General features: G+C 71.0%; 12 protein-coding genes. 2 read left to right on the forward strand and 10 right to left on the reverse strand.

Annotation, left to right across the window (positions count from 1 at the left end; all coding sequences use genetic code 11):
* Nucleotides 1-1,038: 1,038 nt before the first annotated feature.
* From ccsB to hemL, 6 genes are read right to left on the reverse strand one after another with little or no spacing between them, the layout of a single operon-like run.
* A complete protein-coding gene (gene ccsB / locus AB0I21_RS30975) occupies nucleotides 1,039-2,175 on the reverse strand; it encodes a c-type cytochrome biogenesis protein CcsB (protein WP_360566436.1) in 1,137 nt (378 codons plus the stop codon).
* Nucleotides 2,175-3,731: a cytochrome c biogenesis protein ResB gene (locus AB0I21_RS30980; protein WP_360566438.1), complete on the reverse strand. Its 1,557-nt coding sequence runs from the start codon at nucleotides 3,729-3,731 to the stop codon at nucleotides 2,175-2,177. Before AB0I21_RS30980 ends, ccsB begins: the two co-directional genes overlap by 1 nt.
* Nucleotides 3,728-4,480: a cytochrome c biogenesis protein CcdA gene (locus AB0I21_RS30985; RefSeq protein ID WP_360566440.1), complete on the reverse strand. Its 753-nt coding sequence runs from the start codon at nucleotides 4,478-4,480 to the stop codon at nucleotides 3,728-3,730. Before AB0I21_RS30985 ends, AB0I21_RS30980 begins: the two co-directional genes overlap by 4 nt.
* Nucleotides 4,480-5,019: a TlpA disulfide reductase family protein gene (locus tag AB0I21_RS30990; RefSeq protein ID WP_360566442.1), complete on the reverse strand. Its 540-nt coding sequence runs from the start codon at nucleotides 5,017-5,019 to the stop codon at nucleotides 4,480-4,482. The genes AB0I21_RS30985 and AB0I21_RS30990 overlap by 1 nt, the downstream gene beginning before the upstream one ends.
* Nucleotides 5,016-5,666 carry a histidine phosphatase family protein gene (locus AB0I21_RS30995; protein WP_360566444.1) on the reverse strand — a complete coding sequence of 217 codons (651 nt, stop codon included), beginning with the start codon at nucleotides 5,664-5,666 and terminating at the stop codon, nucleotides 5,016-5,018. The genes AB0I21_RS30990 and AB0I21_RS30995 overlap by 4 nt, the downstream gene beginning before the upstream one ends.
* Nucleotides 5,663-7,003, reverse strand: a complete 1,341-nt coding sequence (gene hemL / locus AB0I21_RS31000; protein WP_360566446.1) for a glutamate-1-semialdehyde 2,1-aminomutase — start codon at nucleotides 7,001-7,003, stop codon at nucleotides 5,663-5,665. The genes AB0I21_RS30995 and hemL overlap by 4 nt, the downstream gene beginning before the upstream one ends.
* Nucleotides 7,004-7,104: 101 nt before the next feature.
* Between hemL and AB0I21_RS31005 the strand changes: the two genes are divergently transcribed.
* A complete protein-coding gene (locus AB0I21_RS31005) occupies nucleotides 7,105-7,434 on the forward strand; it encodes an STAS domain-containing protein (protein ID WP_360566448.1) in 330 nt (109 codons plus the stop codon).
* Here the strand turns inward: AB0I21_RS31005 and AB0I21_RS31010 are convergent.
* Both AB0I21_RS31010 and AB0I21_RS31015 read right to left on the reverse strand, forming a co-directional pair.
* Complete coding sequence (locus tag AB0I21_RS31010) at nucleotides 7,400-7,999, reverse strand: response regulator (protein WP_360566450.1); 600 nt, start codon at nucleotides 7,997-7,999, stop codon at nucleotides 7,400-7,402. The genes AB0I21_RS31005 and AB0I21_RS31010 overlap by 35 nt on opposite strands.
* Before the next feature lie 32 nt (nucleotides 8,000-8,031).
* Entirely contained in the window at nucleotides 8,032-12,399 is a 4,368-nt protein-coding gene (locus tag AB0I21_RS31015) for a HAMP domain-containing protein (RefSeq protein ID WP_360566452.1), read from the reverse strand.
* Between the two features lie 175 nt (nucleotides 12,400-12,574).
* Here AB0I21_RS31015 and AB0I21_RS31020 point away from each other — a divergent pair, with 175 nt between their 5' ends.
* Nucleotides 12,575-14,449: a SpoIIE family protein phosphatase gene (locus AB0I21_RS31020; RefSeq protein ID WP_360566453.1), complete on the forward strand. Its 1,875-nt coding sequence runs from the start codon at nucleotides 12,575-12,577 to the stop codon at nucleotides 14,447-14,449.
* Between the two features lie 30 nt (nucleotides 14,450-14,479).
* Here AB0I21_RS31020 and AB0I21_RS31025 read toward each other — a convergent pair whose 3' ends face one another.
* Nucleotides 14,480-14,944 carry a PH domain-containing protein gene (locus tag AB0I21_RS31025; protein WP_360566454.1) on the reverse strand — a complete coding sequence of 155 codons (465 nt, stop codon included), beginning with the start codon at nucleotides 14,942-14,944 and terminating at the stop codon, nucleotides 14,480-14,482.
* Between the two features lie 15 nt (nucleotides 14,945-14,959).
* Entirely contained in the window at nucleotides 14,960-15,478 is a 519-nt protein-coding gene (locus AB0I21_RS31030; RefSeq protein ID WP_360566456.1) for a hypothetical protein, read from the reverse strand.
* Nucleotides 15,479-15,504 lie beyond the last annotated feature (26 nt).

The raw sequence follows: 15,504 nt of genomic DNA on the forward strand, positions 1-15,504 counted from the left end.
GGCGTCGGACGCTGACGTCCACGCTGCCGTTCGGACGGAACCTTTCGCACGGACGTCGCCGGCGCTGGGTGCATGGTGCGTGGCCTTCCGCACGGACGTCGCCGGCGCGAGCGTTGACGTCCACCCTGCCGCCGAACGCGAAGCCTTCCCGCGGACGTCACTGGCGTCGAGCGCGGGCCTTCACAAGTAGGTCAGCGTCCACGCCGGCGTCGCACGCAGTTGTCGACGTTCCGCGCAGACGTCGGACACGGGCGTCAGGCGTGGGACCTCGCGCAGCCGTGGGCAGTTAGCACTCACGTTGACGTCGCCGCCAACCCGAGCGTCGTCAGCTCCAGCAGCTGACCCCCACTCCACCGACAGCCGACCGCGGCCGATCCGGTGTGAGGCGGGCAACGCCGCCGATCCGGTCGAGGCGGACAACGCCGCCGCTGCCGCTCGCCGCTGCCGCCCGCCGCCGCTGCCGCCCACGGCGACGTCCACCGCTGCGGCATTCCACCGACCCGGGGTCCAGCAGCGTGGTGATCCAAGGACCGAACTGGTCATCATGACAGCCGGAGCCATCCTTGGATCACGCCAGCGCGACGCCGACCGAACAGGACCAGACATCGGCAGGCGGCACCCCAGCGAAGACCCAGAGCCGGTCGACCCGTGCTCGTGCGGCAGACACCCGGCTGTCCAGCGGACGGGCCATCCCTCTGCGGCATCCACCGACCCGACGCCCGCCAGCGTGGTGATCCAAGGACCGAACCGGCCGTCATCACAGCCAGAACCATCCTTGGATCACACCAGCGCGACGCCGACCGAACAGAACCAGACATCGGCGGGTGGCACCGCAGCGGAGACCCAGCGCCGGACGATCCGGACCGGCGCGGCCCGCTCTGCTGTCCGGGAGATGGGCCACCCTCTACCCCATCCACGGACTGGCGCCCGTCAGCGTGGTGATCCAAGGACCGAACTGGTCGTCATGACCGCCGGAACTGGACTTCGATCAAGTGGCGGTGGGCAGGGCGGCGGTGTGAGGCGGTGGTGGGGTGGGGGTCAGACGCCGGCGTAGGAGTGGAGGCCGCTGGCTACGAGGTTGACGCCGAAGAGGTTGACGAGCATGGTCAGCCAGCCGACGACGGCGATCCAGGAGGTGACGCGGCGGCTGACGCTCGGGGTGGAGCGGGCGTGGAGGTAGCAGGCGTAGACGACCCAGGCGATGAAGGACCAGACCTCCTTGGGGTCCCAGTTCCAGTATCGGCCCCAGGCTGCCTCGGCCCAGATGGCGCCGGCGATGACGCCGAAGGTCCAGATGGGGAAGGCGAAGGCGTGGACGCGGAAGGTGACGCGTTCGAGGGTGTCGGCCTGGGGGATGCGCTCGCCGAGGCTGTACGGAAAGTTGCGCTTGCCCTGGTCGTGGCCGGTGCGGATCAGGTGCATGGCGGCGGCGACGAAGCCGACGAGGAAGATGCCCGAGGCGATCGAGGCGGCGCCGACGTGGATGACGAGCCAGTAGGACTGGAGCGCGGGGACGAGGGGGCCGACCGGGACGTACAGCGTCATGCCGGCGATCGCGAGCAGGATCGACGCGACCAGGGTGACGAAGAGGCCCAGGTGCCGGAGGTTGCGCCACTTGAACAGCACGACCAGCCAGGCGGAGACGCCCACGAGGGTGGCGGTCATGACGAACTCGTACATGTTGCCCCAGGGGGCCCGGTCGGCGGCGATGCCGCGGGTGACCAGGGCGCCGACATGGGCCAGGTAGCCGAGGACGGTGAGACCGACGGCCGCGACACCCGCCCACCGAAGCCCCGAACCCGAAGAGTCCGGCTTATCCGAAAAATCGGAAATGTCCGCGGAGGAAAGGGGAGCCGAGGAAAGGGGAGCCGAGGAAAGGGGAGCCGAGGAAAGGGGAGCAGGGGAAGAGGAGGCCGGAGAAGAGGAGGCCGGAGAAGAGGAGGCCGGAGAAGAGGAGAGCGTGGAAGAAGACGACGCGGCAGAGGAAAGCGCGGAAGAGGTGGAAGCCGCGGCGGCCACCGGGATGGCTTCGACCGCTGGGGCACCAGCAGTCATCAGCGCGCGCTGGCCGACGAGGCTGCGGGCGCCGAACGCGTATTCGACGGCGTACGCCAGCATGGCCAGGACGTAGCTGAAGATCGTGACGACCAGCAGCTGATTGGACAACCCACCCATCAAACGACCTCCTTGACGTCAGCGTCAGTCTGCGCCACCTGGTCCGGCACGGTGGCAGCAGGGGTCACCGCGGCCACGATGGACGCGAACTCCTCGGCGAAGCCCGGGTAGTCGCCGCGCGGCAGGCCGCCCGCGGACATGCCGGTCGGGGTGATGCGGAAGAACACGCGGCGGCGCTTGCCGGTGAGGGAGCCCAGCAGGCCGAGCAGCAGCGCGGCCGCGCCGCCCAGGACGATCGGCTGGCCGGGGTCGTGGCGGATCGAGATGCTGATCCACTGCTCGGTGCCGAGGAACTCGACCGTCGTGCCGTCCGGGAGGGTGCCCTTGCCGCCGGGCTTGAGCATGATCGGGTCGCCGAAGGGGCTGAGGCGCTTCGCGTCGATCTGGCGCTGGTCCAGCGTGTACACGGACAGGGGCGCGCCGGCGTCGAAGCCGAGGACGCCGCGGTACGCCTGCAGCATGAGACGCGGGTCGTTCTCGGCGGGGAAGGCCGACGACGCGACCGAGGGGTCGGACGGCAGGGTGGGCAGGTAGACGCCCGAGAAGCCGATCTGTGCCTTCTCGTCGCGGGTGCCGGTCGACGGGTTCAGGTTGACGTCCGGGAAGGTGGCGACGCCGTCGCTGGTGAGCATCCCGTCCTTGGGCAGGAAGGCGGCGACCTGCTCGTGCGTCTTGCCGTACTTGTCGGTGTAGCGCAGCCGGGGGGCGTACCCGTGGCCGAGCAGCGACACGTTGGCGCCCGAGAGGCGCAGCGGGTCGTTGACCTGCAGCACGTGCTTGGAGGAGCGGCCCCGCTCGGTGACGGTCACGTCGGCCTTGTAGGTGACGGGCTGGCCGTTGTCGAGGTACGTGGCGGCGAACTTGTCCATCCGCACGCAGAAGCGGGGCAGGTCGCCCTCGCCGACCTGGGCGCCGAGGGCGTGCTCGTCGTAGTTGAGCAGGGTGTTGCAGAAGGCGAAGTCCTGCCCCTGGATGAGCAGCCGGTTGCCGTGCCAGCCGAACCACGACCCGTACGCGACGCCGATCAGCAGCGACAGCAGCGCGAAGTGGAAGACCAGGTTGCCGGTCTCCTTGAGGTACCCCTTCTCCGCGCTGATCTCGGTGACGTCACCCGAGACCCGCACGACGGTCCGGAAGCGCCGGCGCCGCAAAACGGAGAGAACCGAAGAAGTCGACGAAACAGGCAAATCCAAGGCAGCGGCGGGAAGCCGCGAGAAGCGGGCCGGGGCCGGCGGGGGCTTGCGCACCATCGCGGCGAAGTGGGACCGGAAGCGGGGCACCAGGCAGCCGACGAGCGACGTGAAGAGCAGCAGGTAGATCGCCGAGAACCACGGCGAGGCGTACACGTCGAAGAAGAAGAACCGGTCCAGCGTCGGGCCCCAGTCGGGGTTGTCCCGCAGGTACTGCCGGACCTGCTCGGGGGACACGTTTCGCTGCGGCAGGACCGAGCCGGGGATGGCGGCGACGGCGAGCAGGAACAGCAGCACCAGCGCGGTGCGCATCGAGGTCAGCTGGCGCCAGGCGCGCCGGCACACGGACACGAGCCAGCGCGTCACAGTGGCACCAATCCCGGCCCGAAGCTGGCCGTGAGGGCGATCATGAGCGAGTGCCAGACGCCGGTGATGAGCGCGACACCGACGAGGACGAGCAGCGCGCCACCGATGCGGGTCACCCAGCGGCTGTTGCGGCGGATGAACTTGATGACGCCGATGAGCCGCTGGAAGCCCAGCCCGACCGCGATGAACGGCAGGCCGATGCCGAGGCTGTACGCGACGGCGAGGGTCACCGCCCGCGCCTGCGAGCCGCTGGTGGAGCCGAGCGCGATCATCGCGGCGAGCGTCGGGCCGGTGCACGGCGCCCACGAGAGGGCGAAGACGACGCCGAAGACGGGGGCGCCGACGAGCCCGGCGGCCGGGAGCCGCTGGATCCGCCATTGCCGCTCCAGCCCCGGCACCAGGCCGATGAAGGCCAGACCGAGGACGATGACGATCGCGCCCGCGACGATCTCGATCGTCCGGCGGTGGACCATGAGCTGCATGGCGGCGCTGGTCGCGAGGACGATGAGGGTGACGAAGACGGCCGTGAACCCGGCGATGAAGAGCGCGACCCCGGCGACGACCCGGCCCCGGCGCTGCCCGGAGTCGAGGTCGGCGCCCGCGAGGCCGGTGACGTAGGAGAGGTAGCCGGGCACGAGCGGCAGGATGCACGGCGACAGGAAGCTGGCCAGCCCGGCGAGGACGGCGACGGCGATCGCACCGACCAGCGGGCCGCTGGTGGTGAAGTCGAAGACGCCGGCGAGGAGCATCAGGCCTGCTCGGCGACCAGGTCGCGCACGATCGGCTCGAGCAGCTTCTGGTCGACCTGGGAGCGGATGACGGCGGCGACCCGGCCGCTGCGGTCGATGACCAGCGTGGCGGGGATCGTGTTGGGCGGCGCGGGGAACTTCAGCGGCAGCTCGCCGGGTGGGTCGAAGATGCTGCCGTACGACGGCTTCACGTCGGCCAGGAAGGACGCGGCGGGGTCGCGCTGGTCGCGGACGTTGACGCCGACGAAGACGACACCGTCGCCCTTGGTCGCGTCGTACACCTTCTCCAGCTCGGGCGCCTCGGTGCGGCACGGCGCGCAGTAGGACGCCCAGAAGTTGATCACGACGACCTCGCCCTTGTGCTGGGTGAGGTCGAACGAGCCGGCGCGGTCCATGAAGTCGCCGCGCATCGCCGGCGCCGCCACCCGGTCGGAGACAGCGATCTTGCGGCTGCTGAGGGCGTTCTGCGGGGCGGCGCTGTCACAGGCGGCCAGGAAGACGCAGGCGACGAGGACCCACAGGAAGCGAGCGCGCATCATGCGCCCTTCGCGTCGCGCGCGCCCGGCGACATGGCGACGAGGTGCGCGGCCGGCTCGCTGTACGCCACCCCGACGATCTTCGTGTCCTCGAAGTGGAAGCTGGTGTAGCTGGCGAGGTTGCACTCACGCTTGCGGGGGTCGTGCCACAGCCGCTTGCGCTCGACGTGCCGGCGCAGCGTCCAGATCGGCAGCTGGTGCGACACGCACACGGCCTCGTGGCCCTCGGCGGCCTCCCTGGCGGCCATCAGCGCGGCGAACATGCGCGAGGCGATCGCCGTGTACGGCTCGCCCCACGACGGGGTCACCGGGTCGCGAAGCACCCACCAGTTGCGGGGGTCGCGAAGCGCGCCGTCGCCGGCGCCGACCCGCTTGCCCTCGAAGAAGTTGCCGCTCTCGATGAGCCGCTCGTCGACGGCGATCGGCAGCCCGAACTGGTCGGCGATCGGCGAGGCGGTCTGCTGGGCGCGCTCCAGCGGGCTCGCCACCACGTGGGTGATGTCCTTCTCGGCGACGGCCTGGGCGGCGGCCTTGGCCATCTGCACGCCGAGCTCCGACAGCCGGTAGCCGGGAAGGCGGCCGTAGAGGACCTTCTCCGGGTTGTGCACCTCACCGTGCCGCAGCACGTGCACGATCGTCTTCGTCGTCATGAGAGGCCCGCCGAGGCGGCCGCGGCGGCGCGGGCGGCGTGCGGGAGCGCGGCCGCGATGACGTCCAGGGCCTCGGCGCCGATCGCGGTGGAGACGAACCACGACTCGTAGGCGCTGGGCGGCAGGTAGACACCCCGGGACAGCATGGTGTGGAAGAACGCCTTGAACGTCGCCACGTCCTGCGTGCGCGCGTCGTCGTAGTTCCGCACCGGCTGCGCCGTGAAGAAGATCGAGAACATGCTGCCGGCGGTGGCGAGCGTGTGCGGTACACCCGCTGCGGCCAACGCATCGGAGGACAGCTTGCCGATCGTGGCCGCCGTCGCGTCGAGCTGCGCATAGACCTCGGGGGTCGCCAGTCGCAGGGTCGCGAGGCCGGCCGCACAGGCGAGCGGATTGCCCGACAGCGTGCCGGCCTGGTAGACCGGGCCGGCCGGGGCGAGGTGCGCCATGATCGAGGCGCGACCGCCGAACGCGGCGGCCGGCAGCCCGCCGCCCATGACCTTGCCGAAGGTCCACAGGTCGGCGTCGACGGGCTCGAGGCCGGTCCAGCCGGCCCGGCTGACCCGGAAGCCGGTCATGACCTCGTCGAGGATGAGCAGCGCGCCGTGGCGGTGGGCGAGCTCGGCGAGCTTGCCGTTGAACCCGTCGTGCGGCGCGACGACACCCATGTTGCCGCAGGCCGCCTCGGTGATCACGGCCGCGATCCGGTCGCCCTCGGCGGCGAAGACCGCTTCGACGGCGGCGATGTCGTTGTACGGCAGGACGATGGTGTCCCCGGCCGCCGCACCGGTGACGCCGGGCGAGTCGGGCAGCGCGAGGGTCGCGACCCCGGACCCGGCGGCGGCGAGCAGCGCGTCGACGTGACCGTGGTAGCAGCCGGCGAACTTGACCACCTTGGGCCGGCCGGTGAAGCCGCGGGCGAGCCGGAGCGCGCTCATCGTGGCCTCGGTGCCGGAGTTGACCAGGCGGACCTGCTCGACCGGGGTGCGCGCGACGATCTCCTCGCCGAGCGCCACCTCGCCCGGTGTCGGGGTGCCGAAGCTGGTGCCGTGCGCGGCCGCGGCGGTGATCGCACCGATCACCTCGGGATGTGCGTGGCCGAGGATCAGCGGCCCCCACGAGCAGACCAGGTCGACATAGCGTCGCCCGTCGGCGTCGGTGAGCCAGCAGCCCTCGCCACCGACCATGAACCTGGGGGTGCCACCGACCGCGCGGAACGCCCGGACAGGTGAATTCACCCCACCCGGCACGATGGCCTGAGCGCGGTCGAACAGTGCCTGCGAAGCCGGAGCGTCACCCGCGTAGGGGCCGAGGCCGGCGGAGTCAATAGCTGTCACAGCCTGCCCATTCTGACAGCCTGCCCGAGGCGACGCCGACCGCCCCCGGGCGGCCTGTGCCCGACGCCACTGCGGGCGCTGATCCACGTTAGGCTGTGCGGGTGGATCGACCGGAGCTTTCCGTCACAGTGCGGCGCGCGCCGACCGAGACCGTGGTATCGCTCGCGGGCGAGATCGACATGTCCACGGTCCAGCGGCTGGCGACAACCGTCGATGAGATCCTCGGCGGCGACGCCCCGCAGCGGGTCGTCCTCGACATGGGCGGCGTGACGTTCTGCGACTCGCAGGGCCTCGGCACGCTCGTCGTCCTCAGCCGCAAGGCGACCATGGCACAGAGCTACCTGGTGCTGACCAACGTCGGCGCGTTCCTGATCCGCGTCCTGGACATCACGGGCCTCAGGGGCGCACTGATGATCCAGGAGCCTGCCTGAAGGCTCTGGTCAGCGCCTCCATCGCCTTCTCCACCTGCGAGCGGCCGACCTCCCCGCCGGCGGCCAGCCCGGCCTTCAGCAGCGCGGTGGCCTCGTCGACGGCGACCCCGGCGGCCCGCAGCTCGCCGTCCCGGGCCTTGACCAGCTCGGTCTGCACCGCGAGTTGTGAGGTCTTCGTCCACAGCTCGACGAACACGGACACCTTCGCCCGGAGCACCCATGGGTCGAAGGGCTTCGTGAGGTAGTCGACGGCGCCGGCAGCGTACCCGCGAAGCGCCAGGTGCGAGTCACGGTCGGCCGCGGTGAGGAAGATGATCGGCACGTGCCGGGTCCGCTCGCGGCGCTTGATGTGCCGGGCGGTCTCGAAGCCGTCCATCGTCGGCATCTGCGCGTCCAGCAGGATCAGGGCGAAGTCGTCCACAAGCAGGTGCTTGAGGGCCTCCTCGCCGCTCTCGGCGGCGACGCCCTGGACCGGCAACCCCTGCAGGATCGCCTCCAAGGCGAGGAGATTGTCCCGCCGGTCGTCGACGAGCAGCACCTTCGCCGGCCGGTCCGGTCCAGTCAAGGACGCGCCCCTTTCTCCCGTTTCGGAGCAACCTACACCGCGCGACCCTCCCCGTTTACCCAAGCGGCCATCACGTCAAGCAGTTCGTCAAGATCGACCGGCTTGGTGATGTAGTCGCTCGCCCCGGCGGCCAGGGACGACTCGCGGTCGCCGGGCATCGCCTTGGCGGTCAGGAACACCACCGGCAGCTTCGCGAAGCGCCGGTTGCGCCGGATCGCCCGGGTCGTCTCGTTGCCGTCCTGGTCGGGCATCATCGCGTCCATCAGCACGATGTCCACGCCCGGGTGCTCCGACAGCACGCGCACGCCGTCGGCGCCGTTGTCGGCGTACAGGACGGTCATGCCGTGCAGCTCGAGGGCGCTGGTGAGGGCGAAGACGTTGCGGACGTCGTCGTCGACGATGAGCACGGTCGCGCCGTCGAGCTGATGCGCCGCCGCGGTCGGGCGCCGCTCCGGGGTCGGCAGCGCCCGCAGCATCGCCGGGCCGGGCGGCAGGCTGCGCACCGGCGCCAAGGGCTGCGCCGGCACGGTGTGCACGGTCTGGGTGACCTCGGTCGCGATGACGTCCGGCAGGTACAGGGTGAAGACGGCGCCCCGGCCGACCTCCGAGGTGACCCCGATCGCGCCGCCGAGCAGCCGGGCCAGCTCGCGGCTGATCGACAGGCCGAGGCCGGTGCCGCCGTACTTGCGGCTGGTGGTGCCGTCCGCCTGCTGGAACGCCTCGAAGATCAGCGCGACCTTGTCGTTGGAGATGCCGATCCCGGTGTCGGCGACCGCGAACGCGATCACCCGGCGCGCGCCGGCGAGCGTCGGCGACGAGAACTGCAGGTCGGGCGTGGCGACGCTGATCGACAGCGTGACCGCGCCCTTCTCGGTGAACTTCACCGCGTTGGAGATCAGGTTGCGCAGGATCTGCTGGAGGCGCTGCGGGTCGGTGACGATCGCGGGCGGCAGCTCCTCGGTCGTGCCGACCGTGAAGTCGAGGCCCTTGTCCTCCGCCTGCGGGGCGAACGCCTGCTCCACGTAGGAGCGGATCTCGTCGAAGGAGACCTCACCGGGCTCCACGTCCATGCGGCCCGCCTCGATCTTCGACAGGTCGAGGATGTCGTCGATGAGGGCGAGGAGGTCGGAGCCCGCGTTGTGGATCGTCGCGGCGAACTCGATCTGCTTCGCGGTGAGGTTGGCGTCCGGGTTGTCGGCGAGCAACCGCGACAGCAGCAGCATCGAGTTGAGCGGGGTGCGCAGCTCGTGGCTCATGTTGGCGAGGAACTCCGACTTGTACTGCGACGCCTGCGCCAGCTGCTGCGCCTTCTCCTCCAGGCCGAGGCGGGCCATCTCGATCTCGCGGTTCTGCTTCTCGATGTTGCCCTTCTGCTCCGACAGCAGCGTCGCCTTCTCCTCCAGCTCGGCGTTGGTGCGCTGGAGCTCCGCGGACTGGTCCTGCAGCTCCAGCGCGAGGCGCTGCGACTGGGACAGCAGCTCCTCGGTCCGCCGGTTGGCGAGGATCGTCTTGAGCGCGACGCCGATGGTGACCACGAGCCGGTCGAGGAACGCCAGGTGCAGCTCGGAGAACGAGGCGACGCCGGCGAACTCGATGACGCCGAGCGGCTCGCCCTCGAACAGCACCGGCAGGACGACGAGGTCCGCGGGCGGGGTCGCGGCGACCCCGGAGCGGACCTGGAGCCGGCCGTCCTGGGGTGCGCTGACCCGGATCGCGCGGCGCGACAGCGACGCCTGCCCGATCAGGCCCTCGCCGGGCGCGAAGCTGACCTCGGCGCCGGGCGTCATGTAGCCGTAGGACGCCTCCAGGCGCAGCCGCAGGCCGGACCCGGCATCGGCGCCGGCCAGGAAGAACGCGCCGATCTGCGCGTCGACCAGCGGCGTCACCTCGGCCATGATCATGCGGCAGACCTCGCCGAGGTCGCGCTGGCCCTGCAGGAGGCCGCCGACGCGGGCCAGGTTGGAGTCGAGCCAGCCCTGCTCGGCGTTCTTCTTCGTCGTCTCGCGCAGCGTGACGATCATCTGGTTGATGTTGTCCTTGAGCTCGGCGACCTCGCCGAGCGCCTCGACCGCGATCCGCTGGGTCAGGTCGCCGCGGGTCACGGCGGTGGACACCTGCGAGATCGCCCGCAGCTGGGTGGTCAGCGTCGAGGCGAGCTGGTTGACGTTCTCCGTCAGGTCGCGCCAGGTGCCGGAGACGCCGCGCACCTGGGCCTGGCCGCCGAGCTTGCCCTCGGAGCCGACCTCGCGGGCCACACGCGTGACCTCGTCGGCGAACGACGACAGCTGGTCCACCATCGTGTTGACCGTCGACTTCAGCTCCAGGATCTCGCCGTGCGCGTCGACGGTGATCTTCTGGGACAGGTCGCCGCGGGCGACGGCGGTGGTGACCTGGGCGATGTTGCGGACCTGGGACGTCAGGTTGGACGCCATCGAGTTGACGTTGTCGGTGAGGTCGCGCCAGGTGCCGGAGACGCCCTTCACCTGGGCCTGGCCGCCGAGCTTGCCTTCCGTGCCGACCTCGCGGGCGACACGGGTGACCTCGTCGGCGAACGACGACAGCTGGTCGACCATCGTGTTGACGGTCGACTTGAGGGCGAGGATCTCGCCCTGGGCGTCGACCGTGATCTTCTGCGACAGGTCACCACGGGCCACGGCGGTGGCCACCTGGGCGATGTTACGGACCTGGGCGGTGAGGTTGGACGCCATGAAGTTCACGTTGTCGGTCAGGTCGCGCCAGGTGCCGGCGACGCCGCGCACCTGGGCCTGACCACCCAGCTTGCCCTCCGTGCCGACCTCGCGGGCCACACGCGTGACCTCATCGGCGAACGACGACAGCTGATCCACCATCGTGTTGACCGTCGACTTCAGCTCCAGGATCTCGCCCCGGGCGTCGACCGTGATCTTCTGCGACAGGTCACCACGGGCCACCGCCGTCGCGACCTGCGCGATGTTACGCACCTGGGACGTCAGGTTGGACGCCATGAAGTTCACGTTGTCCGTCAGGTCCCGCCACGTGCCGGCAACCCCGGTCACCTGCGCCTGACCACCCAGCTTGCCCTCCGTGCCGACCTCGCGGGCCACACGCGTGACCTCATCGGCGAACGACGACAGCTGATCCACCATCGTGTTGACCGTCGACTTCAGCTCCAGGATCTCGCCCCGGGCGTCAACCGTGATCTTCTGCGACAGGTCACCACGGGCCACCGCCGTCGCGACCTGCGCGATGTTACGCACCTGGGACGTCAGGTTGGACGCCATGAAGTTCACGTTGTCCGTCAGGTCCCGCCACGTGCCGGCAACCCCGGTCACCTGCGCCTGACCACCCAGCTTGCCCTCCGTGCCGACCTCGCGGGCCACACGCGTGACCTCATCGGCGAACGACGACAACTGATCCACCATCGTGTTGACGGTGTCCTTCAGCTCGAGGATCTCGCCCTGCGCGACGACGGTGATCTTCTGCGACAGGTCGCCACGGGCCACGGCGGTGGCCACCTGCGCGATGTTGCGGACCTGGCCGGTGAGGTTGGACGCCATCGAGTTGACGTTGTCGGTGAGATCCTTCCAGGTGCCGGCCACGCCGGGCACGTCGGCCTGGCCGCCGAGCTTGCCCTCGGTGCCGACCTCGCGGGCCACGCGGGTCACCTGCTCGGCGAAGACCCGCAGCGTGTCGACGAGCGAGTTGATCGTCTCGGCGAGCTCGGCGACCTCGCCCTTCGCCGCGACGGTGATCTTCTGCGACAGGTCGCCGCGGGCCACGGCGGTCGCGGCGGTGGAGATCGAGCGGACCTGGCCGGTGAGGTTCGCGGCCATCGAGTTGACCGAGTCGGTGAGGTCGCGCCAGGTGCCGGCGACCCCGGTCACCTGCGCCTGACCGCCCAGCTTGCCCTCGGTGCCGACCTCGCGGGCCACCCGCGTGACCTCATCGGCGAACGACGACAGCTGATCCACCATCGTGTTGACCGTGCGGCCGATGGTGAGGAACTCGCCACGCAGCGGCCGGCCGTCGATCTCCAGCGCGAGCTGCTGCGACAGGTCGCCCTCGGCGACGGCGACGATGACCCGGGCGATCTCCGTGGTGGGCCGCCCCAGGTCGTCGATCAGCGAGTTGACCGCGTGGATGCGGTCCAGCCACGCCCCCTCGAAGCCCTCCTCGTCGAGACGCTCGGTCATGCGGCCCTCGCGGCCGACGACCCGGCTGATCCGCATGACCTCGCGGGTGTGCCGCAGCTTGAGCTCGGCGAGCCGGTTGAAGCGCTCGACGACCTCGCCGGGCAGGCCGTCGCGGCGGCTCAGCCGGTACTTCAGGTCGCCCGACGCCAACCGGTCCAGCCCGGTGGACAGCTCCTCGAGCAGCAGCGTCTCGGGACTCTTTTGGGTGACTTCTTCGACTGTGGTCATGACGTCTCCACCGGTCTCGGGGGCAGGCGGTGTCCACCCATCGTCGTCTCCAGGTTGGATTGTTACCACCGTTCGGTAGAGACTGCGAGGTGTGAACGCCCCGACCGTCCGGAGGATCCGACTCCCGGCCGACCATAGCTCTCCTGGGCTGGCCCGCGAAGCGATCCGGACGATCGTGCACGAACGGGATCTGGGCGGCATTCTCGACGAGGCGCTGCTGCTGGTGACGGAGCTGACGACCAACAGCGTCGTGCACGCCGGCACCGAGGTCGATGTGGAGATCACCGCAGCCGACAATTCGCTGACGGTCACCGTGCTGGACTTCAAGCCCGGCACGGTCGTGCCCAACATCCCGGCGCCCGGCACCGACCTGGACGAGCGCGGCCGCGGCCTGCTGCTCGTCGACCAGCTGGCGTCCTCCTGGGGCACCCTGCACTTCGGCGGCGGCAAGGGCGTCTGGTTCCGGCTGGACAAGAAGCCCGGCAGCGTCGGCAGCGACAGGACACCGCCCAGCTTCGAGATCCCCGTCGCGCCCGCACCGGAGGCGCTCAGCGCGCTCGGCTGGTCGGGCACCGGCACGTCGCTGACCGAGGTCTCGGAGGAGCTGCTGCAGCGGCTCGTCGGGGTGATCGGCGGGACCGGTGCGGCGCTGACCCTGGACGAGGGCGACGGCCCGCACACGATCGCCGCCGTCGGCCGGCTCACCGGGACCGTCGACAGCGGCCTGCGGGTGCCGCTGCGGGTCACCAAGCCCTGGCGGGCGGAGCTGCTCGTGGCCGGCGGTGGCGGCAACCCGTACGCGCGGCCGCTGACGTCGCTCGCCGCGGACCGGCTGATGCTGCTGATCGAGAACCACCGGCTGCGCCGCGCCGACTCGGAGCGGCGCACCTGGCTGACGTTCCTCGCCGACGCCAGCGAGCTGCTCGCCCAGTCCCTCGACGTGGAGCTGACCCTCGCCCTCATCCCGCGGCTGGTGGTGCCGCGGCTGGGCACCTGGTGCGCGATCCACGCCGCCGACGCCGGCGGTGAGCTGCGGCTCGCCGCGGCCGCGCACGCCGACGAGTCGATGCTCACCGGGCTGCTCGACTCGCTCACGCACGCGGCCCCGCAGCTGAAGGAGGCGATGGGCACCGACGCGGTGGTGCCGCTCGGCCCGCCGCTGGAGGGGTATGTCCTCGCGCTGATCGCCCGCGGGCAGCACCTGGGCACGCTGACGGTCGGCGGTGGCGGCGACACGTGGCAGCGCAGCGAGGAGGTCGCCGTCGTCGAGGACGTGGCCCGCCGCGCCGCGCTCGCGATCGACAACGCCAACATCCACGCCGAGCGACGCAACATCGCCCAGACCCTGCAACGCTCGCTGCTGCCGCCGCAGCTGCCGAAGGCCGAGGGCGTGGAGTTCGGCGCCGAATACGTGCCGACCGGCGAAGGGGTCGACGTCGGCGGCGACTTCTACGACGTGGTGCCGCTCTCCGGCCGCCGCTGGCTGGTGGTCGTCGGCGACGTGTCGGGCAAGGGCGTCCAGGCGGCGACGGTCACCGGTCTGGTGCGGGACGTCACCCGCGTGCTGGTCCGCGACGGCCGGCCGATGCCCGAGACGCTGAAGCGGATCAACGAGACGCTGCTCGAGCGGGGCGCCGGCCGCTTCTGCACGCTGTGCCTGGCCGAGATCCTGCGCCGCCCCGACGGCACCCTGGACGTGGCGCTGCACCTCGCCGGGCACGACCAGCCGGTGCTACTGCGCGCCGACGGCAGCACGGAGCTCGCCGGCCGGTGCGGCACCGCCCTCGGTCTGCTCGACACGATCAACACCCCGCGCACCCAGATCACGCTGCAGCCCGGCGACACGCTGATCTTCTACACCGACGGCGTCACCGAGCGCCGCCGCGGCGCGGAGCTCTTCGGCGTCGACCGGCTGCGCAAGGAGGCGGCGCTGCTGGCCGGCTTCCCCGCCGACGTGGTCGTCGCCCGCCTGCGCGCGACGACGCTGGGCTTCTCCGCGGAGGCGCCCCGCGACGACATCGCCGTCTTCGCCGTCCGCAACGACAGCTAGCACCCAGCGACGGCTGGAAGCCGACGACAGCTAGAAGCCGCGGAGCCGGAGCAGCGCCTCATAGACGTCGGCCGGGTGCGCGTTGAGGTCGTACCGGCTGAGCAGGAACAGCTGCTCGCCCGCGTCGATCTCCAGGAGCTCGCTGCGCATGCCGCCACGGGACCGGGCGTCGACGCGCATCCGCTCGACCTGCACCCACTCGACCCGGCGGCGGCCCGCGTAGCCGGTGACGACGGTGACCCCGTCCGGGTCGGCGGCGAGCCGGACCGGCGCGACGAAGTCCCGCAGCGCATAGATGCCGAGGATGGCCGCGGCGACCACCGCGGCGGTGAGCATCCGGCGGTCGCCCGCGGCGAACACGCCGGCGACCAGGAGGCCGATCGCCGCACAGGCCTTCAGCGCGGCGAAGCCGGTCGACACCCGCCACCGTAAGGCGGTCGCCTGCGGCTGCGGCTTCGGCTGCGAGGGGTCGAAGGTTCCGCTGCGGAGGTCCATGCCCCCCAGCATGCGCTACTTCGTCTTGGTGATCGAGGTGGCGGTGACGGTCCCGTCGGCGTTCTGGCCGACGATCGTCACGCTGGAGCCGGCGGTGAGATCCTTCAGCGCGCCCGGCATCGAGACGGTGGTCGTGCCGCTGGTCTTCACGATCAGCGTCTGGCCGTCGGCGGTCTCCACGTAGACGGTGGTGCCGTCGACGAGCTTGACGGTGCCGGTGATGCCGCCCCGCGTGCCCGTCTGCCCGGTGCCGGTGCCGCCTTGCGCACCGCCGGGGAAGCCACCCCGCCCGGCGAACTGGCTCGCCAGCGCCGCCGGGTTGACGCCGCCGCCCGGGGTCGAGGCCGCCGGTGCGGTGCCGTAGGACTTCTGCACCTGGGCGCCGCCGACGAAGCCGGCGACCAGCAGCGCCAGCCCCGCCAGGACGTACGTGGCGCGGTTGGCGAGCCGGCGCGGCGCCGCCTTGCTGATCCGCTCGCTCAGGTCGTCGTCGAGCGGCTGCGCGAGGAGATCGTCCGGCTCTTCGAGAACCACAGGTTCGAGGATCTCAGTGTCCGGAT

It is taken from the genome of Dactylosporangium sp. NPDC050588 (genome assembly GCF_040654975.1).
Classification (GTDB): domain Bacteria; phylum Actinomycetota; class Actinomycetes; order Mycobacteriales; family Micromonosporaceae; genus Dactylosporangium; species Dactylosporangium maewongense.